Source organism: Agreia sp. Leaf244 (assembly GCF_001422695.1).
In the GTDB taxonomy this organism is placed as follows: Bacteria; Actinomycetota; Actinomycetes; order Actinomycetales; family Microbacteriaceae; genus Agreia.
The window spans coordinates 589,914-610,335 of the sequence record NZ_LMLX01000002.1 but is presented as its reverse complement, the minus strand read 5'-3'; the positions used below and the strand labels follow the sequence as shown (position 1 = coordinate 610,335).

The 20,422-nt window shown below is 68.6% G+C and carries 19 protein-coding genes; 8 read left to right on the top strand and 11 right to left on the bottom strand.

Annotated features, from left to right (window positions below; translation table 11 throughout):
* Nucleotides 1–9: 9 nt before the first annotated feature.
* The 3 genes from ASF06_RS07700 to ASF06_RS07690 all read right to left on the bottom strand — a co-directional run bounded on the left by ASF06_RS07700 (nucleotide 10) and on the right by ASF06_RS07690 (nucleotide 3,926).
* Nucleotides 10–1,677 carry an alpha-amylase family protein gene (locus tag ASF06_RS07700; protein ID WP_055945316.1) on the bottom strand — a complete coding sequence of 556 codons (1,668 nt, stop codon included), beginning with the start codon at nucleotides 1,675–1,677 and terminating at the stop codon, nucleotides 10–12.
* A gap of 27 nt (nucleotides 1,678–1,704) precedes the next feature.
* The gene (locus ASF06_RS07695; RefSeq protein ID WP_055945314.1) at nucleotides 1,705–2,427 is read right to left on the bottom strand and encodes an SDR family oxidoreductase; all 723 of its coding nucleotides are present in this window, start codon (nucleotides 2,425–2,427) and stop codon (nucleotides 1,705–1,707) included.
* 62 nt (nucleotides 2,428–2,489) lie between these two features.
* Nucleotides 2,490–3,926 carry a DUF6421 family protein gene (locus ASF06_RS07690; protein WP_055945312.1) on the bottom strand — a complete coding sequence of 479 codons (1,437 nt, stop codon included), beginning with the start codon at nucleotides 3,924–3,926 and terminating at the stop codon, nucleotides 2,490–2,492.
* 174 nt (nucleotides 3,927–4,100) lie between these two features.
* Between ASF06_RS07690 and ASF06_RS07685 the strand changes: the two genes are divergently transcribed.
* The gene (locus ASF06_RS07685; RefSeq protein ID WP_162237689.1) at nucleotides 4,101–5,063 is read left to right on the top strand and encodes a DUF4190 domain-containing protein; all 963 of its coding nucleotides are present in this window, start codon (nucleotides 4,101–4,103) and stop codon (nucleotides 5,061–5,063) included.
* Nucleotides 5,064–5,085: 22 nt separating this feature from the next.
* A complete protein-coding gene (locus tag ASF06_RS07680; protein ID WP_055945308.1) occupies nucleotides 5,086–8,466 on the top strand; it encodes an AfsR/SARP family transcriptional regulator in 3,381 nt (1,126 codons plus the stop codon).
* A gap of 20 nt (nucleotides 8,467–8,486) precedes the next feature.
* On the opposite strand, the gene ASF06_RS07675 is transcribed toward ASF06_RS07680, so the two are convergent.
* Both ASF06_RS07675 and ASF06_RS07670 read right to left on the bottom strand, forming a co-directional pair.
* Nucleotides 8,487–9,308, bottom strand: a complete 822-nt coding sequence (locus ASF06_RS07675; RefSeq protein WP_200920336.1) for an ABC transporter permease — start codon at nucleotides 9,306–9,308, stop codon at nucleotides 8,487–8,489.
* Nucleotides 9,305–10,312 carry an ATP-binding cassette domain-containing protein gene (locus ASF06_RS07670; RefSeq protein WP_055945304.1) on the bottom strand — a complete coding sequence of 336 codons (1,008 nt, stop codon included), beginning with the start codon at nucleotides 10,310–10,312 and terminating at the stop codon, nucleotides 9,305–9,307. Before ASF06_RS07670 ends, ASF06_RS07675 begins: the two co-directional genes overlap by 4 nt.
* Nucleotides 10,313–10,446: 134 nt before the next feature.
* Between ASF06_RS07670 and ASF06_RS19995 the strand changes: the two genes are divergently transcribed.
* Nucleotides 10,447–10,800: a methyltransferase domain-containing protein gene (locus ASF06_RS19995; RefSeq protein ID WP_235500934.1), complete on the top strand. Its 354-nt coding sequence runs from the start codon at nucleotides 10,447–10,449 to the stop codon at nucleotides 10,798–10,800.
* The gene (locus ASF06_RS19990) at nucleotides 10,801–11,136 is read left to right on the top strand and encodes a hypothetical protein (protein ID WP_235500933.1); all 336 of its coding nucleotides are present in this window, start codon (nucleotides 10,801–10,803) and stop codon (nucleotides 11,134–11,136) included. It abuts the gene before it with no gap.
* A gap of 14 nt (nucleotides 11,137–11,150) precedes the next feature.
* On the opposite strand, the gene ASF06_RS07660 is transcribed toward ASF06_RS19990, so the two are convergent.
* The 5 genes from ASF06_RS07660 to ASF06_RS07640 all read right to left on the bottom strand — a co-directional run bounded on the left by ASF06_RS07660 (nucleotide 11,151) and on the right by ASF06_RS07640 (nucleotide 14,814).
* Nucleotides 11,151–12,221, bottom strand: a complete 1,071-nt coding sequence (locus tag ASF06_RS07660) for a Gfo/Idh/MocA family protein (RefSeq protein ID WP_055945301.1) — start codon at nucleotides 12,219–12,221, stop codon at nucleotides 11,151–11,153.
* Nucleotides 12,218–13,015 (bottom strand): ThuA domain-containing protein, encoded by a 798-nt coding sequence (locus tag ASF06_RS07655; protein WP_055945299.1) that lies wholly within the window; start codon nucleotides 13,013–13,015, stop codon nucleotides 12,218–12,220. The genes ASF06_RS07660 and ASF06_RS07655 overlap by 4 nt, the downstream gene beginning before the upstream one ends.
* 5 nt (nucleotides 13,016–13,020) lie before the next feature.
* Nucleotides 13,021–13,371, bottom strand: a complete 351-nt coding sequence (locus ASF06_RS07650) for a hypothetical protein (RefSeq protein WP_055926657.1) — start codon at nucleotides 13,369–13,371, stop codon at nucleotides 13,021–13,023.
* 64 nt (nucleotides 13,372–13,435) lie between these two features.
* Nucleotides 13,436–14,056 carry a hypothetical protein gene (locus ASF06_RS07645; RefSeq protein ID WP_055945296.1) on the bottom strand — a complete coding sequence of 207 codons (621 nt, stop codon included), beginning with the start codon at nucleotides 14,054–14,056 and terminating at the stop codon, nucleotides 13,436–13,438.
* A gap of 119 nt (nucleotides 14,057–14,175) precedes the next feature.
* Nucleotides 14,176–14,814 (bottom strand): hypothetical protein, encoded by a 639-nt coding sequence (locus ASF06_RS07640; RefSeq protein ID WP_157439113.1) that lies wholly within the window; start codon nucleotides 14,812–14,814, stop codon nucleotides 14,176–14,178.
* Between the two features lie 47 nt (nucleotides 14,815–14,861).
* On the opposite strand from ASF06_RS07640, the gene ASF06_RS07635 reads away from it, so the two are divergent.
* A complete protein-coding gene (locus tag ASF06_RS07635; RefSeq protein WP_162237688.1) occupies nucleotides 14,862–17,000 on the top strand; it encodes an acyltransferase family protein in 2,139 nt (712 codons plus the stop codon).
* A gap of 9 nt (nucleotides 17,001–17,009) precedes the next feature.
* The gene (locus ASF06_RS07630) at nucleotides 17,010–17,933 is read left to right on the top strand and encodes an AEC family transporter (protein ID WP_055945291.1); all 924 of its coding nucleotides are present in this window, start codon (nucleotides 17,010–17,012) and stop codon (nucleotides 17,931–17,933) included.
* Nucleotides 17,934–18,034: 101 nt separating this feature from the next.
* Here ASF06_RS07630 and ASF06_RS07625 read toward each other — a convergent pair whose 3' ends face one another.
* Nucleotides 18,035–18,871 carry an exodeoxyribonuclease III gene (locus ASF06_RS07625; protein ID WP_055945289.1) on the bottom strand — a complete coding sequence of 279 codons (837 nt, stop codon included), beginning with the start codon at nucleotides 18,869–18,871 and terminating at the stop codon, nucleotides 18,035–18,037.
* Between the two features lie 44 nt (nucleotides 18,872–18,915).
* On the opposite strand from ASF06_RS07625, the gene pyrE reads away from it, so the two are divergent.
* Nucleotides 18,916–19,464 (top strand): orotate phosphoribosyltransferase, encoded by a 549-nt coding sequence (gene pyrE, locus ASF06_RS07620; RefSeq protein ID WP_055926666.1) that lies wholly within the window; start codon nucleotides 18,916–18,918, stop codon nucleotides 19,462–19,464.
* 3 nt (nucleotides 19,465–19,467) lie between these two features.
* The gene (locus tag ASF06_RS07615; protein ID WP_055945287.1) at nucleotides 19,468–20,109 is read left to right on the top strand and encodes a septum formation family protein; all 642 of its coding nucleotides are present in this window, start codon (nucleotides 19,468–19,470) and stop codon (nucleotides 20,107–20,109) included.
* Nucleotides 20,110–20,422: the final 313 nt, after the last annotated feature.

The following is a 20,422-nucleotide window of genomic DNA, read 5'->3' as shown; positions in this document are numbered from 1 at the left end:
GATCAGATCTCAATACTGCGTCGTGTCGCTGCCCCGTACCACCCGCAGCCAGCGGAACCCGTAGCCGTCGAGCGCGATCGTGGCCCGGCCACGCGCATCCAGCGCTACGGAATCGCCCGAGAGCAGGTCGTTCAGCACGTCGTCGTCTTCGGTGCCGAGCGTCAGCGCGACATCGGCGGGCTCGGAGCCGAAGTTGTGCAGAACCACGACGCGGCCGCCGTCCCAGCTGAGCGAGTGCACGAAGACCGCCGTGTTCGGCTGGTCGATCACCTCGAAGGCGCCCCAGCCGAACTCGGGCGCATTGCGGTAGTGCCGCACCAGGTTCTGGATGAAGCGCAGCAGGGATTCGGGGTCGCGCCGCTGATCTTCGACGTTGACGTGCGCCGGTGCGAAACCTCCCTCGACCACGGAATTGCGGAGGCGACGCTTCGACGCGCTGGAGAATCCGCCGTTGGCGCCGCCGTTCCACTGCATCGGAGTGCGCACCGCCATGCGGCCATCGGCGTCGAGGTTCTCACCCATGCCGATCTCCTCGCCGTAGAACAGCACGGGCGTGCCGGGCAGCGAGAACAGCAGGCTGTAGACCATGCGGATGCGCCGGGGATCGCCGTTGAGCATGGTGGGCAGGCGGCGCACCAGGCCGCGGCCATAGACCTGCATGCGCTCCTCGGGGCCGAAGGCGTCGAAGACCTCCTGCCGTTCGTCGTCGCTGAGTTTGTCGAGGGTGAGCTCGTCGTGGTTACGTACGAAGTTCGCCCACTGCGAGTCGGGCGAGCCCGCCGGGCGGGACAGCAGCGCCTCGATGAGCGGGCGAGCATCCTGCCGCGCGAGCGACAGGTAGAGGTTCTGCATGGCGATGAAGTCGAACTGCATCGTGAGCTCGTCTCCCTCCGAGCCGCCGAAGAACTGCTCCTGTTCTGCGCGCGCAAGGTTCACCTCGCCGAGCAGCACACCGTCGCCGCTCCGGCGACCCAGGAAGGAGCGCAGGGAGCGCAGGTACGCGTGAGGATCGGGAAGGAGCTTCGACCCGCCAACAACGCCCGACGCGTCGAGCAGGAAGGGAACCGCGTCGACGCGGAATCCGGAGAGACCGAGCTGCAGCCAGAACCCCATGACCTTCGCGATCTCGTCTCGAACCACCGGGTTGGTGATGTTCAGGTCGGGCTGGTGCTTGTAGAAGACGTGCTGGTAGTACTGACCGGTCTTCTCGTCGAGCTCCCAGTTGCTGTTCTCCTGGTCTGGGAAGACCGGCTCTCCGTCGTCGACCGGCTCGTCGCGCCACACGTAGTAGTCGCGGTACTGCGAATCCCTCGAGCTCCGTGCCGACCGGAACCAGGGGTGCTTGTCCGACGTGTGATTGATGACGAGGTCGGCGATCACCCGCATCCCGCGGTCGCGGGCGATGCGGATGCACTCGACGAGGTCGCCGAGAGAGCCGAGTCGCGGGTCGACGCCGTAGAAGTCGATGATGTCGTAGCCATCGTCACGATCGGGCGTCGGATAGAACGGCATGAGCCAGAGGCAGGTGACCCCGAGCTCGGCCAGGTAGTCGAGTCGGTGGGCGAGGCCGGCGAAGTCGCCGATGCCGTCGTTGTTCCAGTCGAGAAAGGTCTCGACGTCGAGGCAGTAGACGACGGCGCTCTTCCACCACAGGTCTGACGTGTCGGTGATCTTCATGGCTTGAGCCTAGGACGGCACCAGCTGTCAGCCCAGCGGAACGCGACTGTCGTTGAGCTCGGCCGCGTCGCCCTGCCAGAGTCCGACCACGGCCTGGCCGAGCGCATCCACGTGGGTGAAACCGGCGTAGGTCTTCTCGGGGTTGTCTCGCTGCATGTCGTCGTCGACGAGCGCCATGATCGAGAACCGCACGGCGGCCGCACGCTGGGGCGTCGGATCGCTCTTGCTGCCCGACTGCGCGCGGCGGAAGCCGTCTGCGACGGAGCGCACCCAGCTCTCGGTGGCTGCCTTCGCCGCGGTGTAGCTGGCGCCCCCGGCGGTCGGACGCTCGACCGAGTTCGACGACACGATCGCCAGCCGGCCGGCCTCGCTGGCGACGAGGGCATCGAAGAAGGCGCGCGAGGTGTTGCGCAGGGTGGTGAAGCCCGACTCCATCGCGGCCCAGTCGTCGTCGCTCTGGGCTGTGATGCCCGCCGCTCCGCGCCATCCCCCCACGAGGTGGATCAGCCCGTCGACGGCGCCGAACTGCTGCGAGACCGAGTCGGCGAGCTCCGTGACAGCGGCGAGCTTCGACAGATCGCACACTCGCGTCGTGGCGCCGGGCACGCTTCGCTCGAACGCGCTCAGCCTCTCGACATTCGACCCGACCGCGATGACGCGAGCACCCGCACCCAGCAGCGCCCGCGAGGTCGCAACCCCCGACGCACTGGTGGCCCCCGCGACAACGACGACCCTGTTGCGAACCTCCATGTGGCCCTCTCCTTGCGTTCGGCTGGCCTCGATACGGCCGCTGGCGGCCTACTCGACCAACGCTACTGGTGCGATGTTCCCGTGATGCCCTCCGTCGAGAGGATCACGTCTCCGATCTTCTTCGCGAGCGCCTCGTAGAACATCGAGAGGGGGAACTCGTCGTCGAGGATCGCGTCGGTCAGGGCGCGCGGGGGGCCGTCGAGGGGCAGGGCCTGCGGGCCGCGGGCCCAGACGGATGCCGGGTTCGGCGTGACCGTCTCGGTGACCAGCTCGTAGGCGGCCAGCCAGTGCGCCACCTTGGGCCGGTCGATCGAGCGCCAGTAGAGCTCGTCGATCTGCTTTCCGAGCGCGAGCACGCTGTCGGCGACCTCGGGCCAGTCGATGGTGAGCTTCGTGTCGGTCCAGTGCAGCACGTGGTGCTGGTGCAGCCACGCGAACAGCAGCTGGCCGCCGAGTCCGTCGTAGTTGCGCACGCGCGATCCCGTGAGCGCGAAACGGAAGATGCGGTCGAAGAGAACCGCGTACTGCACGAGCCGGGCGTGCTCGAGAAGGTGCGCATCGGCATCCGACAGCTCGGCCTCGCCGAGCGCCTCGAGGCGACGCTGGATGCGCACCGACTCGCGGAACGCGGTGAGGTCGCAGCGCAGCTCCTCGAGCGAGTACAGGAAGAACGGCATGCGCTGCTTGATCATGAACGGATCGAAGGGCAGATCGCCGCGCATGTGGGTGCGGTCGTGGATGAGGTCCCACATCACGAAGGTGCGCTCGGCCAAGGCCTGGTCGGTCAGCAGCCGGGCGGCGTCGTCGGGCAGCTCGAGCCCCGTGGTGTCGGCCGCCGCCCGCACGACGGTGCGGAATCGGGCCGCTTCCCTGTCGGCGAAGATGGCGCCCCAGGTGAACGTCGGGATGCTGCGGGTGGCGACGGTCTCGGGAAAGAGCACGGCCGAGTTGGTGTCGTAGCCGGGCGTGAAGTCGACGAAGCGGATGGGAACGAACAGGGCGTTCGAGTAGTCGCCCGCCTCGAGCTCGGCCACGAACTCCGGCCAGATGACCTCGATCAGCACGGCCTCGACGAGCCGCGACGCCGAGCCGTTCTGGGTCGTCATCGGAAAGACGACCAGGTGCCGGATGCCGTTGAAGCGGTGCCTCTCGGGGTGGAACAGCACGAGCGAGTCGAGGAAGTCGGGAACCCCGAAGCCATCGGCCGCCCAGCGGGCGAAGTCGGCGCGCAGGGCCTCGTGATACTCGGCGTCGTGGGGGAACGCCGGCGAGAGGGCCGCGATGGATGCCGAGATCACGGCGACGAGGTCGGCCGCGCGCTCGTGGTCTGCCGCGTCGGGCACGGAGCCGTCTTTGATCTGCAGCGACTGCAGCTGCGTGGCGGCGGCCTTGAGGCCGGTCCAGGCGGCGGAGGTCTCGGCCAGGGACGCGTCTTCGACGACCTCGGGTTCATCGCCGATCGCGGGAACGACGTACTGGGTGGTCGTTGTGGTGGGCATGGGGAACCTCCGATCCAAAGGACAGTGCTCGTGGGGCGCGGCATGCGCCGTGCTTCGAGGCTACGGGCGATCGAGCCGTGGTTTCGTGCCCGGAGCATCGATTTGCTGCGGCAGGGGCCGCCCGCGGTGCACGAATCCTGCACGCGACGCACGTCCCCCTTTAGGATGAACCGCATGAGCCAGACGCCGCCCACCCCGCCCTCCGTGCCGCCCGCCCCCGGATACGGGGCGCCGGTTCCGCCCGGCGACGGGTACGGAAACGGGTACGGCAACGCGACGCCTCCGTACGGCGCCCAGCCCGGCGGCAGCTATTCGCCCGTGCAGGAACCCCGGTACAACGTGCTCGCGATCGTCTCGTTCGTTTCGGCCTTCTTCCTCTCACTCGTCGCCGTCATCACAGGGCACATGGCGCTCGGACAGATCAAGCGCACGGCGGAGAAGGGGCGGGGGCTCGCGATCGCGGGCCTGGTCCTCGGCTACGCCGGAATCGTCGGCGGCATCATCACGATCATCGCCCTGGTCGTCATGGCCATCGCGGGCATCGGGCTCTTCGCGACCATCGCCACCAACTACGACTCCGACGACTACAGCTACACGTCCGATCCCTTCACCTCGACGGCCGCGCCCGACTCGCTCGGTGGAGACCTCACGTTCGAGGCTGGCAACGACCTCGACGCGACCACGGTCGCCCAGTTCGCCGACCCGTTCATCATCGACTCCGAATGGACCGTGGCCAGCCCCGACGACGGAAACGGTAACTGGTCCTACCTCGACCCCTCGGGCCTCTGCACCGTATCGTTCCACCAGGGCGGACTCGGCGACACGGTTCCCGTGACCGCGGGCGACGACCGCGCGACGACCACGAGCTTCCTGGCCGTCGTCCTCGACACCGACGACTCGACGATCGCGGGCAAGGCCACCGACAGCACGATCTCGTACAACTTCGAGGATGCCGGCCTCGTCGACACCCTGTTGATGCAGGGAACCGACGCCGACGGCTCGAACTGGAAGCTGGCGGGTCGAGCGTTCGGCGAGCTCGGCAGCGGACTCTACGTCGATGTCACCTGCAAGTCCGGCGGCGACCTCGAGTCCGTGTACGACACCGTGACGACGAAGGCTGCCATCACTGTCTTCTAATTCACTGGGGCGGGAGGCCTCCGTGGGAGGCCTCGCCCTCCTGGGCCCGATCCAGCTCGTGACGGCGGCGGGTGAGCCCACCCCCGTTCGCGGTTCGCTGGGCCGCGCCGTGCTGGCTTCGCTGGCGCTCGCCGGCGGCCGGCCGCGTTCCATCGACGGCCTGGTCGACGACGTGTGGGGCGACGAGCCGCCGCAGAATCCCCGGGCCTCCCTGCAGACACTCGTCTCTCGTATCCGGGCCCTGGAGCCGTCGCCGATCATCGAATCGTCGGCCGCGGGATACCGACTCGCGCTGGGCCGGCCGTCGATCGACCTGCTGGTCGCGGAGGCCGTTCTCGACGGCCTCGCGACTCCGGGCGCCCCCGAGACCGCGCTGGCCGAGGCGGAGACGGCGCTCGCGCTCTGGCGGGGCGAGCCGGCGGCCGACCTCCCTCCGACCGCGCCCGTCGCCGCCGCCCTCGCCCACCGGGCCGAGCGCGCCCGAGATGCGCTCCGTCGCATCCGGGCACGGGCCCTCGCGGCGCTCGGCCTGACCGACGACGCCTCGGCGGCCTTCGACGAGCTCGCCCAGGCGCACCCTCTCGACGAGAAGGCCCAGCTCGAGGCGATGAACGCAGCGGTCGACGCGGGGCGCTTCGCGTCAGCGCTTCAGCGCTTCGCCGACCACCGCGAGCTGCTGGCCGAGCGGCTGGGTACAGACCCGTCGCCGGCCCTCGTCGAGGCCAACGCGGCGATCCTCAGGGCGTCGAACGGCCAGAGCGTTCAGAGCGTTCAGAGCGCACCCCAGGGGCAGCAGGCCCGGATGCTCCGGCCGGCGTTCGGCATCGGCCTGCGCCAGGCGCCGAACGACATGGTCGGGCGAGACGACGACGCGCGTCGCGTGCTCGAGCTGCTCGGTCGTCACCGGCTCGTCACGCTTCTGGGCTCGGGCGGTCTCGGCAAGACGCGGCTGGCGCAGGATGTTGCGGCGCGCGCCGCCCTGGCGGGCTCGTCGGTCGCCGTGGTCGAGCTCGCGAGCATCGCGTCGGGCGACGATGTCGGGCTGCTCATCGCGTCGACGCTGGGAATCCGGGAGGTGCAGTCGGCGCGCCGGATCGGCGACCCGATCGTGGTGCCCGACGTGCGTCGACGCATTCTCGACGCCCTCGTCGGTCAGCCAGCGCAAGGCGGGCAGCCGACCCTTCTCGTGCTCGACAACTGCGAGCACGTCATCGACGCCGCCGCGATCTGGGCCGCCGACCTCGTCGCTGCGTCCGCAGAGCTGACGATCCTCTGCACGAGCCGCTCGCCCCTCTCCATCGCAGCGGAGCAGGTCTACTCGCTGCAGCCGCTTCCCTCGACGAGTGACGACGGTTCCGCGGCGGCGGCGGTCACGCTCTTCGTCGATCGCGCCCGCGCGGCCCGGCCATCCGTTCGTCTGCCGCTGACCGTCGTCGAGCGGCTCTGCGATCGGCTCGACGGTCTTCCCCTCGCCATCGAACTCGCGGCGGCCCGCGTGCGCTCGTTCTCGGTCGAGGAGATCGAGGCCCGGCTCGTCGACAGGTTCGCCCTGCTCACGTCGGGCGACCGCTCGGCCCCGGAGCGCCACCGCACGCTGCTCGCCGTGATCGAGTGGAGCTGGAACATGCTGCACGACGACGAGCAGCAGCTCCTCGTGCGCCTGTCGCGGTTCGCCGACGGATTCTCGCTCCGCACGGCGGAGACGATGATGCGCGCGGCCGGCCGGGAGGGCGCGGCCGCCGATGCGCTCGACGGTCTTGTGCTGCAGTCGCTTGTGGTCGTCACCGAGACGGCGCAGGGCACCCGCTACCGGATGCTCGAGACGGTCAGGGAGTTCGGGAACCGCGGCATCGGCTCGATCGTCGACGAGAAGGAGCTGGCGCAGCACGAACGCGACTGGGCGATCGGCCTGGCCCTCGACTCCGCGGAACTCTGGTTCGGATCGGGGCAGAGCGCGCGCCTCAGGGACAGCCCCGCGAGCATCGAGCAGGACAACCTCGTCGCCGTGCTCCGGCGCGCCATCGCCGACGGCGAGCAGGATGCGGCCGTCGGCGTGTACGCCGCGCTCGCCTATCTGTGGACCCTGCGGGGCGCTCACTCCGAGGTGCTCGCATTCGGTGCCCCCGTGATGGCGATGCTCGGCGGCTACCGGCCGGCCGCTGCCCTGGGGCAGCTCGCCGTGCTCGCGCTGGTGATCACTGCGGCGACCTTCGGACTGTTCCAGTTCAGCACGACAGTTCGGGCGATCGTGCTGCTGCGGAGACTCGTCGACCGCGTCGAGGTGGCGTATCCGCAGCTGCAGGCGATGGCCCGCCTGGTGCTCTCGATCGAGGACCTGTCGGCCGCGTTCTCCGCCGTGGAGGCGACCCAGGCGCATCCGGATGCCCGCACCGCGATCCTCGGCAACGTGATGGGCGCCCAGCTCGCCGAGAACGGGGGCGACGTCGAGGGTGCGCGCGTCTTCGCGCTGCGCGCCCGCGAGCTGGCCGAGCAGGTCGGAGACGAGTGGGGCTCGACCATGAGCGCCCAGATGCTCGTGCTCTTCAGCAGCGAGGCCGGCGACTGGCAGGGCGTTCTCGATTGGGCGCCGATCGCGAGCGAGGGTCTGCGCGACATGGGCGCCCTCAGCGATCTGCACCAGCTGACCTGGGCCATCGCCATCGCCCGGATCGGACTCGGCGAACTCGACGAGGCCGAGGTCCTGCTCCACGAGGTGATTGCGGTCGAGGGGGGCTTGGACGACGGCATGCTCGCGCTGAACGGGCGGGCGGGCCTCGCAGAGGTCGAGCTCGCCCGCGCCGCTAAGGCCGCGCGGGCCGGAGATCGTGCTGCGGCAGCCCGGCATCGTGCGCTCGGCACCGAGGGGTACCGCACGAGCGTCGACCGCGCGCGCTCGTCGGCTCAGCGCCTGCGCCCCGAGGCTCTCATCGCCCTCGCCATCCTGGTCGCCACGGAGTGCCAGGCCGCAAGCGATGCCGCTGCGGACAGCGACGCCACTGCGGACGGCGACGCCGCTGCGGATACCAACGCTGTCGCCGACGCGCGAATGCTGCGCGACCACGGGCGCGACCTGCGCATCCGGCTGCTCGTCGAGTTCCGCAGGCGGAGCATCCAGTTCGACAGGCCCGTGCTCGGAACGGCGACCGTGGCCATGGCCCGCTGGGCCCTCGACGCCCTCGACGAGCCCGAGCTGGCGGCCGAACTGCTCGCCCTCGCATCCGGCATCTCGCCGCGGCAGGACAGCCCGAGCATGCGCATCGAGCAGCACGTCGCACACGTGAGCGCGGCCGTCGGGGCAGACGAGTACGGCCGGATGCTCGAGGCATCCGGCCGTCTGACTCGCGACGAGCGCGTGGCGCGCATCTCCGAGCTGCTGTCGTCTCCCGCCCTGCGCTTGCAGTAATGAGCAGAGCGGACGCGCCTCTATGCCTTGCGCATGTAGGCGCGCACGGTGAGCGGAGCGAAGATCACCACGACGACCGCGGCTCCGAGCAGCGCCAGCCAGAAGTCGCCGCCGATCGTGCCGAGGTTCGCGAGGTCGCGCACCGCCGACACCAGGTGCGACACCGGGTTGACGTTCACGAACGCCTGGAGCCACCCCGGCATGGTGTCGCTCGGAACGAACGCATTCGACAGGAAGGTGAGCGGGAAGAGCGCCAGGAACGAGATGCCCTGCACGCTCGAGGCGCTGCGGGCGATCACGCCGAAGAACGCGAAGATCCAGCTCAGCGCCCACGAGCAGACGATCACCAGCAGGCCGGCGAGCACCACGAAGCCGATGCCGCCCTCGGGCCGGTAGCCCAGGATGAAGCCCACGACGAAGGTGATCGTGGTGGCGATCGTGTAGCGCACGGTGTCGGCCAGCAGCGCACCGGCGAGCGGGGCGATGCGGGCGATGGGCAGCGACTTGAAGCGGTCGAACACGCCCTTGTCCATGTCCTCCCGCAGCTGCACGCCGGTCACGACCGAGGTCGTGATCACGGTCTGCACGAGGATGCCCGGAATGAGCAGGGGCAGGTAGCTCGCCACGTCGCCGGCGATGGCGCCTCCGAAGATGAAAGTGAACATCACCGTGAAGATGATCGGCTGCAGCGTGACGTCGATCAGCTGCTCGGGGGTGCGCCTCACCTTCAGCAGGCCGCGGTAGGCCATCGAGAACGAGTTGCGCACGGTCTGGCCGACGCTCACGTGGTTGCGCAGCTCCCGGCTCACGCCGGATTGGATGGTCGAGGTGATGGTGCTCATGCGTTCACCCGTCCTTTCGGGGTCTCGGATGCGTCGGGCTGGGTCGCGGAGTCGGTCTCGACCCCGTGCCCGGTGAGGGTGAGGAAGACCTCGTCGAGCGTCGGCTTCTGCACGGCGAGCTCGGTGAGGCTGATGTTCTGCTCGCGCAGCGCGACGAGGAGGTCGGTGATGCGGTCCGGATCCTGCATGGGCGCGGTGATGCGTGCGGCCTCGGGCGACAGGGTCACGTCGACCCCGAGCACCGAGCGGATGGCGCGCACGGCGTCGTCTCGATCGGCGGGGTCGAGCAGGCGCAGCTGAAGCGAGGACTTCCCCACCGAGGCCTTGAGCTCGTCGGCGGTTCCCTCCGCGACGACCCTGCCCGTGTCGATCACGGCGATGCGGTCGGCGAGCTGGTCTGCCTCGTCGAGGTACTGGGTGGTGAGCAGCACGGTCGATCCCGTGCTGACGAGCCGCCGAATGGTGTCCCACATCTGCGAACGTGTGCGCGGGTCGAGGCCCGTGGTCGGCTCGTCGAGGAAGATGAGAGGGGGCTGCGAGATCAGGCTCGCGGCCAGGTCGAGGCGCCGTCGCATGCCGCCGGAGAAGTTCTTGAGCGGGCGTTTGGCGGCGGCCGTCAGCCCGAACTCCTCGAGCAGCTCGTTGGCCTTGACCCGGGATTCGGCGCGGCCGAGACCGTTGAGCCGGCTGAAGAGCACGAGGTTCTCGGTTGCGCTGAGCGTCTCGTCGACCGAGGCGTACTGCCCCGTCACGCCAATGAGCTGGCGCACGATCTGCGCCTCGTGCTGCACGTCGTGCCCGAAGACGGTGGCGTGGCCGGCGTCGGGTCGCAGAAGGGTTGCGAGCATGCGGATGACGGTGGTCTTGCCGGCGCCGTTCGGGCCGAGAACGCCGTAGACGCTTCCGGTTCGTACGCGCAGGTCGACGCCGTCGACGGCGCGGTTGTCGCCGAAGATCTTGACGAGGCCGGTGGCCTCGACGGCCCAGTCGGAGCTGGTTGCCATGGGTGGACTTCCTTTCGCTGAAGTTGTCTCCATCGTTCAGCGGCCCGCTGTCGTGGCGCTGTCGTGGCGCTGTCGCCTTCTGTCGCCTCGGCCGAAAGACAATCCGTTGCGATGCTCGGGCACGAATACAGTCCATGAGCCTCCTGCAGCAGAACCCCGCCGATGCCACGTTCGGCCGCGGGGGAGACGAGCCCTACGCCCGGGCGCTCAGGGATGGCGCCGCGGGACGCCTCGAACTGCGCGAGGCCGGGCGCAGTGGCTCGACGGCCCTGCTCGACCTTGATGTCACGAAGTGGAGCGCCGACGCCGACGAGGTCGACCGCTCACTGCTGCGGCACGCCCCCGGTCCCGTGCTCGACATCGGATGCGGTCCCGGCCGGATGGTGCGGGCGGCGGGCGAGTACGGTCTCGTGGCCCTCGGCCTGGATGTCTCGCCCGAGGTCGTCGCGCTGGCTCGCCGTGACGGTCTGGCCGTCGCGCTCGGCTAGGTGTTCGACCGTGTTCCTGCGGAGGGGCTCTGGCGCACCGCGCTGCTCCTCGACGGCAATGTCGGCATCGGGGGAGACGTCGCAGCCCTGCTGACACGCTGCCGCGAGGTGCTCGCCGAGTCGGGGCGGCTCGTCGTCGAACTCCACGCCGATGACGATCGCGACCACTCCTATACGGCGGCCCTCGTCGGCGCCGACGGTGCGCGCAGCGCCGCCTTTCCGTGGGCCGAGATCGGCCTGACCCGCCTGCGCGAGATCGCCCACGCATCCGGATTCGCCGTCGACCGATCCTTCACTGCGGGCGGCCGTCGCTTCTGCCGCCTGACCCGCGGCTGAGTGGCCACGCCGGCTCAGATCGCGGCCGAGGTGGAGCCCCATCCCTCGAGCGCCGCTCGAACGTCGTCGCGGGTCTCCACCTCGAGGGCCCGGGCATAGGCCTGCTCGAGAACCTCGGAGATCGACACGCGCCGGCCGGTGCTCGCGGAGATCACCGCCGCCTCGACCATCGCGAGACTCACGGTGTTGGAGTGCACCTCGCCGGACGGCACCACGCCCGAGCGCAGCGACGCGACGAACTCCGCCAGCGAACCGGCGATCTCCTCGCCCGTCGCGCCCGGGGCGCTCTCGCCGTCCCAGGTCGCGGTTCCGTGCTCCCCGCTCACTCGCCAGGTTCCGTTCCAGGAGGTCTCGTCGCCACCGCTGACCCAGCTGCCGGTGTAGACGTAGCGTGTGCCCCCGGCGAACTCGAAGATCGCGGTCGCCGCCGCGTCTCCGGAGAACCAGCTCCAGGCCGGGTTGAAGCTCTCGCAGAAGACCGACACGGGCTCGGAGTGGAGAACGTAGCGCGACGCATCGAAGGCGTGGATCGCCATGTCGACGAGCAGCGGGCTGTGCATCGTCTCGCGGAAGCCGCCGAAGTGCGGTGCCTTGAAGAAGTGCGTCGTCGCGATTCCCACTCGGCCGAGTGAACGCACCCGGTCTCGGAACGCGGCGAGGGTGCCGTAGTACCGCCGGGACTGGCTGGTCATGAGCAGCTGCCCCGTCACCTCCGCGGCGGCGGCGAGCGATAGCGCCTCGGCCACGGTCGGGGCGATCGGCTTCTCGCACAGCACGGGCAGACCCGCGAACAGGGCCTCGGTGTTGACGGGATGATGGGCGACCGGAACGGTCACGTCGATCACGGCCCGGGCCCCTGTGCGGGCGGCGAGTTCAGTGACGCCGCACCCCACCGGCACGTCGGCGAGCCCCGCATCGTCGAGAACCGCTCGAGCGAGGTCGGTGTCGAGGTCGACGAGCCCGGCGAGACGCACGTCGGAAGACGTCTCGATCGTCGCGAGCCAGGCCCGGCCCATCGCTCCGGCCCCGACGAGGACGACGGGAAGGGGGTCGCCGTCGTGCGGAATGGTCGCGAACGCGGTCATTCGGCCACGTCTGCGCGGAGGGCGCCCTCGTAGCCGTGGCCGGCGAAGAAGTCCTCCCTGTCGTAGCGCAGGAGGGTCGGCACCTGTCGCTCCGGGCGCACGGTGCGGGCCCATTCCACACCGTTCGCGATCACGCGGCGCACGTCGCTGTGGTGATAGACCGGATAGTCCTGGTCGCCCGGGCTGAAGAAGAAGATCTTGCCGTGTCCGCGTCGCCACGTGCACCCGCTGCGGAAGACCTCGCCCCCGCTGAACGTGCTGAGAAAGATGAGCTCATCGGGCGCGGGGATGTCGAAGAACTCGCCGTACATCTCCTGCTGCTCGATGATGATCGGGTGCGGCACGCCCTGGGCGATCGGATGCGTGGGGTCGACGGTCCAGACCAGCTCGCGATCCTCGTCGGAGCGCCAGCGCAGGGTGCAGCTGGTTCCCATCAGCCTGCCGAAGATCTTCGACCAGTGGCCGGAGTGCAGCACGACGAGCCCGAGGCCCGCGAGCACATGCCGGTGCACCCGCTCGACGACCTCGTCGGAGACCTCGGCGTGCGCGGCGTGGCCCCACCAGACGAGAACGTCTGTGCGCGCGAGCACCTCCTCGGTGAGACCGTGTTCGGGGTCGTCGAGGGTGGCCGTGGTGACGACGGCGGAGTCGCCCAGATTCTCTTCGATGCCCTCTTTGATGGCGCCGTGCATGCCGTGAGGGTAGCGCTCGGCGACGGCCGGTTCGAGCTGCTCGTGTCGGTTCTCGCCCCAGACGAGCACGTTCAGTGGGCCGGGGGAGGCGGTGGGGATCATGGGATTCAGCCGGCCGGGCCCAACAGTACTGCGAGCATGGCGGCCGCGCCGCCCACGATGAAGAGCATCGTTCCCAGCTGCATGGTGCGGGTCTTGTTGCGGTCCGCGGTCGGCACGTCGACCTCGAGAATGGGGCAGCCCGACCAGCCGATCAGTCCGATGCTCACGGCGACGAGGCCCGCACCGATCCACCACAGCAGCGCGAGGCCCTTCGCCAGCAGCGCCGGCCGCCATCCGCTCGACAGCAGCAAGCCCAGAGTGATTGCCGATGCCCCGACGGCAGCGACGAACCAGATGGTTCCCGTCCACATGATGCGCTGGACGTTCTTCTCGGGGGTCATGAGATCGTGGGTCACCTTGACATCATTCACCTGTGCGGGGCTCAAAACAAATTGATTTCTCACAACTATCGCGACGGGGCTAGAGAAAGCCGATGCGCCTCAGCAGTCGAGTGACGCCGGGCAGCACCCAGTAGGCCATGATCGGCGTGAGAACGACAGTCGTCAGCAGCACCTTGAGCGCGGTGGCCAGGTCGTTCCAGCCCGGCAGCAGCGTCGTGACGAGCAGCGTGAACGCCAGGTTCACCGGGAAGAATCCCAGCCAGATGCTCGTCGCCTGTTTCCATCTCGGCGGCGCGACCGTCGCAGAGGCCTGGCCGTCGGCATCCGGCGCCTGCAGCACCTGCGGCTGGTCGAACCAGCCCTCGATGCCCGTGCGCTTCTCGACGCGCGACTCGCGCACGAGTTCGCGCCCGCCCTCGAGCCAGGCGCGCCGGTCGGCCGACGACTCCCACTTCTCGAGCAGCGTCGCATCGGCGAAGCGGTAGAGCATGTGCCAGTGCACCGAGTCGGCGCCCTGCCTCACCCAGCCCGAACCGAGGAAGCCCGGATAGCGATTGGCGAGGTTCACCCCCGCCTGCACCCAGCGGGTGACGTCGGGGATCCTGTCGGGATCGACTGCGCGGGTGATGGACACGGTGATGGGAACGGAGGGCGATGCTTGTGGCTGCCCGAACGCGTTCTCCGACTCTTCTGGAGACATGCCCTCCAGTATCCGCCGCCGATGTTACGCCCGCATTAAGCGCGTCTCGACAGGCTCGACGAAGCGCGTCTCGACAGGCTCGACGAACGATCCGTTCCCTGAGCCTGTCGAAGGGCGCTCTACTTCTTGTCGTCCTCGTCGTCGTCGACCTCGTCGTACTCCTCGAGAATCTCGAGGGCCTCCTCGTCGAGGTCGTCGGGCTTGTGCCCTGCCGCGTGCCGCACGGCGTGGCGGCCGAGGATGAGCAGTTCGCGCGTCTCCATGGCATCCGCCAGCTCGTCGCGATCGAGGTCGTCGGCGTCGTTGATGACCTTCGTCACCATCTCGATGCCCATGTCGAACCAGCGCTCGGCGTTGTGCGCGTCGCCCGCGGCGTCGTAGCTGTCGCCCAGAAACGAGTACACCATCGGGTCTTCGGGCTTCTCCGCGCGCAGGGCCTTGGCGAGTTCGTTCGCCTCCGCCTCCTGGCCGGTGCGCAGCAGGCCCTCGATCAGGTAGACGCGCTTGTCGGGAGCGGCGTCACCCGGCGCATCCTGGGCCTCGCGCGCGGCCTCGTAGGCGCGCAACGGCAGAAGGGCGTCGTAGAAGCTCTCGGATGCGGCGATGAAGACGGCGGCGGGCGTCACGTCGTCGTCGTAGAAGGTCTCGGGGTCGCGGGCGAGCGCGAGGAACTCCTCGGCTACGGCGAGCGCCTTCTCGGGGTCGTCGGCTTTGAAGCTGGACTCGTCGATGTAGTCCCAGGTCACGGTCTTAGGCATGAGGCAACCTTAACGCCCAGACGCCGCCAGCTAGCATGGTCAGCGATATGCATACGAGCCCGCCGCCCTCCCGCACGCGCGCGTCCGCGGGCACCCCGGCCCACTTCCTTCCCCACCTGCAGGGTCTGCGGGCCATCGCCGTTCTGCTCGTGGTCGTCTACCACTTCTGGCCCGGCCGCCTGCAGGGCGGCTACATCGGCGTCGACGTCTTCTTCGTCATCTCGGGCTTCCTCATCACCGGACAGCTCGCCCGAGAGCTGGATGCTTCGACAGGCTCAGCACAAGGGGGCCGCATTAATCTGCCCGGCTTCTACGCCAAGCGGGTGCGCAGGCTCCTCCCCGCCGCGGTCACCGTGCTCATCTTCTCCGCGCTCGCGACGCTGTTCATCCTGCCCCTGTCGAGCCTCGGAGAGAATCTGCGCGAGATCCTCGCGTCGACCTTCTACGTCGAGAACTGGGCGCTCGCGGCCAACTCCGTCGACTACCTCGCGGCGGCCAACGAGGCCACGCTCGTGCAGCACTACTGGTCGCTGTCGCTCGAGGAGCAGTTCTACCTGATCTGGCCCCTGATGCTCCTCGGCGCATCCTGGCTCGCGGTGAAGTTCGGGTCGGGCAAGCGCTGGAACGCGCTGTTCGCGGTCGTCGTGGCCGTCAGCATCCTGTCTCTCGTGTTCTCGATCGTCTACACGCAGACCAACGCGGCCCAGGCCTACTTCGTGACCTTCACCCGTATGTGGGAGTTCGGCGCGGGCGCCGTGCTCGCCCTGCTGCCGAGGCTGCGCCCAACGAAGGCGTGGCTGTCGAACGTGCTCGGCTACGGCGGAATCGCGATCGTGCTCGGCTGCGGCTACTTCTACGACAAGTCCACGCCGTTCCCGGGCTCCGCGGCGATCCTGCCGGTCGTCGGAACGATGGCGATCATCCTCGCCTCGCACCGCGAGCGCTGGTACGACGCCGGCCGCGTCCTGAGCCTCCGCCCGGTGAGCTTCGTCGGCGACATCTCGTACTCGCTCTACCTGTGGCACTGGCCGCTCATCGTCATCGCCCCGTTCGTTCCGGGCTGGGGGCTCTCGACCATCAACCGTCTCGTGCTCTTCGTGCTCTGCTTCGTGATCGCGTGGCTCACGAAGAGGTTCATCGAGGACCCGACCAGGGCCTGGAAGCCGCTCGTGCGTCGCAAGCCCCGATTCACCTTCGTGTCGATGATCGCGGCGATGGCCGTGGTCACTCTCGTCGTCGGAGTCACGAGCCTCGTGCAGCAGCCGAAGTACGACGCGGCGGCCGCCGAGCTGCGTAGCACTCTCGAGACGATGCCCGACTGCTTCGGTGCGGCATCCGGGCTCACCGACGGTCTCGAGAAGATCGATTTCTGCTCGAATCCCGAGCTCGAGGGTCAGATCATCCCCAGCCCCGGGTTCGGCAACGCCGACCGGCCGCAGCACCCCGACTGCCTGGTCACTCTCAACGACTCCACGCTCACCAGTTGCGAGTTCGGCGACACGACGTCGGATGCGGCGCCCCGGGTGGCGATCATCGGCGACAGCCACGCGTACTCGCTGCTCGACCCGCTGATCGAGCTCGCCGAGACGAACGGCTGGCACCTGACCACGTACCTCAAGGGAGCCTGCCCCTGGAGCACGACCCCGATCGCGGGCGGCGACGCCTTCGCGGCCTCGTGCGCCGACTGGCGGTCGAAGCTCGACGCCGAACTCGCCGAGGTCGCTCCCTACGACGCGATCTTCACGGCCGCGCTCGCCGATCACACGGTCGAATTCGACAGCGACGAAGCGCGGGCCACGACCGCCGGCTTCGTCGAGGCCTGGACCCCGCAGCTCGACCAGGGAACGCCCGTGGTGACCCTCGTCGACAACCCGTCGTGGGAGACCGACCCCAACAAGTGCCTCCGCATCTCCGACCCGGCCGACTGCTCCGAGTCGATCAAGGAGGGTCTCGGCCAGTTCGACGGCCTGGCCGCCGCCGCATACGAGCTTCAGGCCGAGCAGAAAGACGTCACCCTCCTCGACTTCACGCAGACGTACTGCGATTCGTCGAAGTGCTTCCCTGTGATCGGCGGGGCGAACGTCTACCGCGACCAGGATCACCTGACGCGCACCTTCGCCTTCACGCTCGCCCCCTTCATCGAGAGTGCCATCGTCGCCGCCCTCGGTCGATCGACCGTGCGCTAGGAGCCGGGCATGGCCGGGGTGCTCACCGGGTTCGCCATCATCGGCTTCGTCATCGCGGTCGGCTATGTCGTGGGGCGCACGAACATCCTGCAGGTCGATGCGCAGAAGCCGCTCAACCGCATCGCGTTCTTCGTCACCAGCCCCGCCCTGCTCTTCACGGTGCTCGCGCGCGCCGACGTGAGCGTCATCTTCTCGTCGTTCCTGGTGGTCACGGTCATCACGATCGCGGTGTCGATCGGGCTCTACGTGGCCCTGTCGCGCATCTTCTTCCGCCGACCGGCCGCCGAGACCACCGTCGGCGCGGCCGCCGCGTCGTACTCCAACGCGAACAACATCGGCCTGCCCGTGGCCATCTACGTGCTCGGAGATCCGCAGTTCGTGGCGCCGCTGCTGATGCTCCAGCTGATCGTGATGGCGCCCCTCACGCTCACGGTGCTCGACACGGTGACGCGAGGCAAAGCATCCATCGGATCGTTTCTCACCCAGCCCGTACGCAACCCGATGATCATCGCGTCGCTGGTGGGACTGCTGCTGAGCGTCTTCGGCGTGACGTTGCCGGAGCCCGTGATGGCGCCGTTCGATCTCATCGGCGCCGCCACGATTCCGCTGGTGCTCATGACCTTCGGCATGTCGCTCGCCGGGCAGCGCCCACTCGCCCCCGGCACAGGCCGTCGCGACGTGCTGACCTCGGCTCTGCTCAAGAGCGTGGTCATGCCCGTGGTGGCCTATCTCGTGGGCCGGTTCGTGTTCGACCTCGACGCCATGCACCTGTTCGGGGTCGTCGTGCTCGCGGCCCTGCCGACGGCGCAGAACGTGTTCAACTTCGCATCGCGCTACGAGCGGGGAGTGGTGATCGCCCGCGACACGGTGCTCATCACGACCATCGCGTCGGTGCCCGTGCTGGTGATCGCGGCGGCGCTGCTCGCGCCGTAACCGGAATGGGCCGCGGGTGTTGCTGGTCGCGACGGGTGTTAGCGGGCGACCGGCAACACCCGTCGCCCCGGGTAACAGTCACTGGTGCCGGTCAGTGCCGACTACCAGAACATCGGGCGGTCTTCGTCTTCCTCTGTGTCGACGTCGATGTCGACCCACACCGGAACGTGGTCGCTGGGCGCGTCGCCCTTGCGCTCGTTGCGGTCGATGCCGGCGTTCGAGACCACATCGGCGAAGGGCTTGGAGCCGAGGATGAAGTCGATGCGCATGCCCTCGTTGCGCGGGAAGCGCAGCTGCTTGTAGTCCCAGTAGGTGTAGCCGGTGGGGATGCGCGGGCGCACCACGTCGGTGAGCCCGGCATCCATGAAGTCGTCGAACGCCGCGCGCTCGGGCGCCGACACGTGGGTCGACCCGTCGAACGCGTGGATGTCCCACACGTCGGTGTCGAGGGGAGCCACGTTCCAGTCGCCCATCAGCGCGAGCGGCTGCTGCGGGTTCGCCGCGATCCACGCGCGGGTGTCTGCAGACAGGGCGGCGAGCCAGCGCAGCTTGTAGTCGTAGTGAGCGTTCTCGAGCTCGCGGCCGTTGGGAACGTAGAGGCTCCAGAGACGAACGTCGTTCACCGTCACGCCGAGGGCGCGGGCCTCGAGGGGGAGCGTTCCGTCGTCGTTCTCCTTGCCGAAGCCGGGCATGTTCTCGAAGTCCTTCGTGACCTCGGTCATGGGCAGCCGCGACGCGAAGGCCACGCCGTTCCACTGGCTCAGGCCGTGCAGCTCGACCTCGTAACCCGCGGCGGTGAACTGTTCGAAGGGGAACTGGTTCTCCTTGCACTTGATCTCCTGCATGGCGAGAACGTCGACGTCCTCCCGCACGAGCCAGTCGGCGACCCGGTCGACCCGGGCCCTGATGGAGTTCACGTTCCAGGTCGCAATGCGCATGCGGCCCAGTTTATTCGCGCGAACGGCTCCCCTAAACTGGGGCGGTGACGAACGCGCGCCAGCAACTCATCGACTACATCTCCTCCGAAGCCGTCTTCCACGGCGACTTCACGCTCACGAGCGGCAAGAAGGCGAGCTACTACGTCGACCTGCGCAAGGTGAGCCTCGACCACCGCGTGGCACCGCTCATCGGCCAGGTCATGATCGACGTCATCAAGGACATTCCCGACGTGTTCGCGGTCGGCGGCCTCACCATGGGGGCCGACCCCGTGGCATCCGCGATTCTGCACCAGGGTGCGGCGCAGGGCTTGTCGTATGACGCCTTCGTCGTGCGCAAGGAGCCGAAGGACCACGGCCGCGGCAAGCAGGTCGAGGGCCCCGAGCTCGAGGGCAAGCGCGTGATCGTGCTCGAAGACACCTCGACCACCGGTGGATCGCCGCTCAAGGCCATCGAGGCGCTCGAGAAGGTCGGAGCGATCGTCGCGGGCGTCGCGGTCGTCGTCGACCGCAACACCGACGCGCGAGAGCGCATCGAGAAGGCCGGCTACCCCTACTATTACGCGATCGGCCTGGCTGACCTCGGTCTCGAGTAGAGCGTGACAGACCCGGTGGATGCCACGGGCGGCGCGGGCGCTCGGCCCGCGACGCCGAGATGGCTGGTCGTGGTCGTCGTCTCGCTCGCAGCGGTGTTCATCGTGGTGCTGTTCTTCGTGCTGGGTCGGTACCTGCCCTGGTTCGATGACTCGGGGGCCGTGGTGCCGACATCCACCCCGACGCTGTCGACGACGCCGACCGCGACCGCAGAATCCACGCCGACTCCCACAACCGAGCCCGTCGCGGAGACGGGTCCTGTCGCCGCAGGAGTCCACCCGTGGACCGAGCTGCGGGGAGGGGAGTGCCTCGACCCCTTCACCTCTCCCTGGGACGAGTCGTTCACGGTCGTGGACTGCGCGGCGCCGCACGCAGCCCAGCTGATCGCGCGGGTGTCGCTCAACCCCGACCCGGCCGCGGCGTATCCCGGCGAGGCCGCCATCACGTCGCAGCTCAACCTGGCCTGCACGGCTGCGACCGCGCTCGACTTCGCTGCGGCGGCGGCATACCCCGATGTGCAGTGGCAGGCGAGCTATCCGGTCTCGGACGCGCAGTGGGCTGCGGGACAGCGCGACTACTCGTGCTTTATCAGCCGATCGTCGGGCGAACCGCTCGCCGGGTCGGTCCAAGCCGTCGCGGCGGGTTGACCGACACGCATCGAGTTCGTTCCCGCTTGGTTTTAGTGGGCAGCGAAACAAACTCAAAATTCTTTTTCGGCAGTTCAGACGCCTCAGGAGCTCATGGCGTCAAGGAGCAAAACCCGTTTGACCACTCGTTTTGTGACAAACCAAAAAACGGAGGGTCTGTAACCTTTTCGTGGGGTCTCGGGATTGCCCCTCTTGGGGGCCTTGGCTTTTCTGGGAAACTGCCTATAGCCTGACGGGGACGCAGCATATTCGCAGCATCACCCCTTTCATCGATGGAAACACCGATGATGCTCCCCCTGCTCGCCTATTCCAG

Excerpts from the sequence above, each read along its gene's own strand:
- ASF06_RS07700 (WP_055945316.1), bottom strand. The coding sequence starts at position 1,677 with ATGAAGATCACCGACACGTCAGACCTGTGGTGGAAGAGCGCCGTCGTC.
- ASF06_RS07695 (WP_055945314.1), bottom strand. The coding sequence starts at position 2,427 with ATGGAGGTTCGCAACAGGGTCGTCGTTGTCGCGGGGGCCACCAGTGCG.
- ASF06_RS07690 (WP_055945312.1), bottom strand. The coding sequence starts at position 3,926 with ATGCCCACCACAACGACCACCCAGTACGTCGTTCCCGCGATCGGCGAT.
- ASF06_RS07685 (WP_162237689.1), top strand. The coding sequence starts at position 4,101 with ATGAGCCAGACGCCGCCCACCCCGCCCTCCGTGCCGCCCGCCCCCGGA.
- ASF06_RS07675 (WP_200920336.1), bottom strand. The coding sequence starts at position 9,308 with ATGAGCACCATCACCTCGACCATCCAATCCGGCGTGAGCCGGGAGCTG.
- ASF06_RS07670 (WP_055945304.1), bottom strand. The coding sequence starts at position 10,312 with ATGGCAACCAGCTCCGACTGGGCCGTCGAGGCCACCGGCCTCGTCAAG.
- ASF06_RS19995 (WP_235500934.1), top strand. The coding sequence starts at position 10,447 with ATGAGCCTCCTGCAGCAGAACCCCGCCGATGCCACGTTCGGCCGCGGG.
- ASF06_RS07660 (WP_055945301.1), bottom strand. The coding sequence starts at position 12,221 with ATGACCGCGTTCGCGACCATTCCGCACGACGGCGACCCCCTTCCCGTC.
- ASF06_RS07655 (WP_055945299.1), bottom strand. The coding sequence starts at position 13,015 with ATGATCCCCACCGCCTCCCCCGGCCCACTGAACGTGCTCGTCTGGGGC.
- ASF06_RS07645 (WP_055945296.1), bottom strand. The coding sequence starts at position 14,056 with ATGTCTCCAGAAGAGTCGGAGAACGCGTTCGGGCAGCCACAAGCATCG.
- ASF06_RS07640 (WP_157439113.1), bottom strand. The coding sequence starts at position 14,814 with ATGCCTAAGACCGTGACCTGGGACTACATCGACGAGTCCAGCTTCAAA.
- ASF06_RS07635 (WP_162237688.1), top strand. The coding sequence starts at position 14,862 with ATGCATACGAGCCCGCCGCCCTCCCGCACGCGCGCGTCCGCGGGCACC.
- ASF06_RS07630 (WP_055945291.1), top strand. The coding sequence starts at position 17,010 with ATGGCCGGGGTGCTCACCGGGTTCGCCATCATCGGCTTCGTCATCGCG.
- ASF06_RS07625 (WP_055945289.1), bottom strand. The coding sequence starts at position 18,871 with ATGCGCATTGCGACCTGGAACGTGAACTCCATCAGGGCCCGGGTCGAC.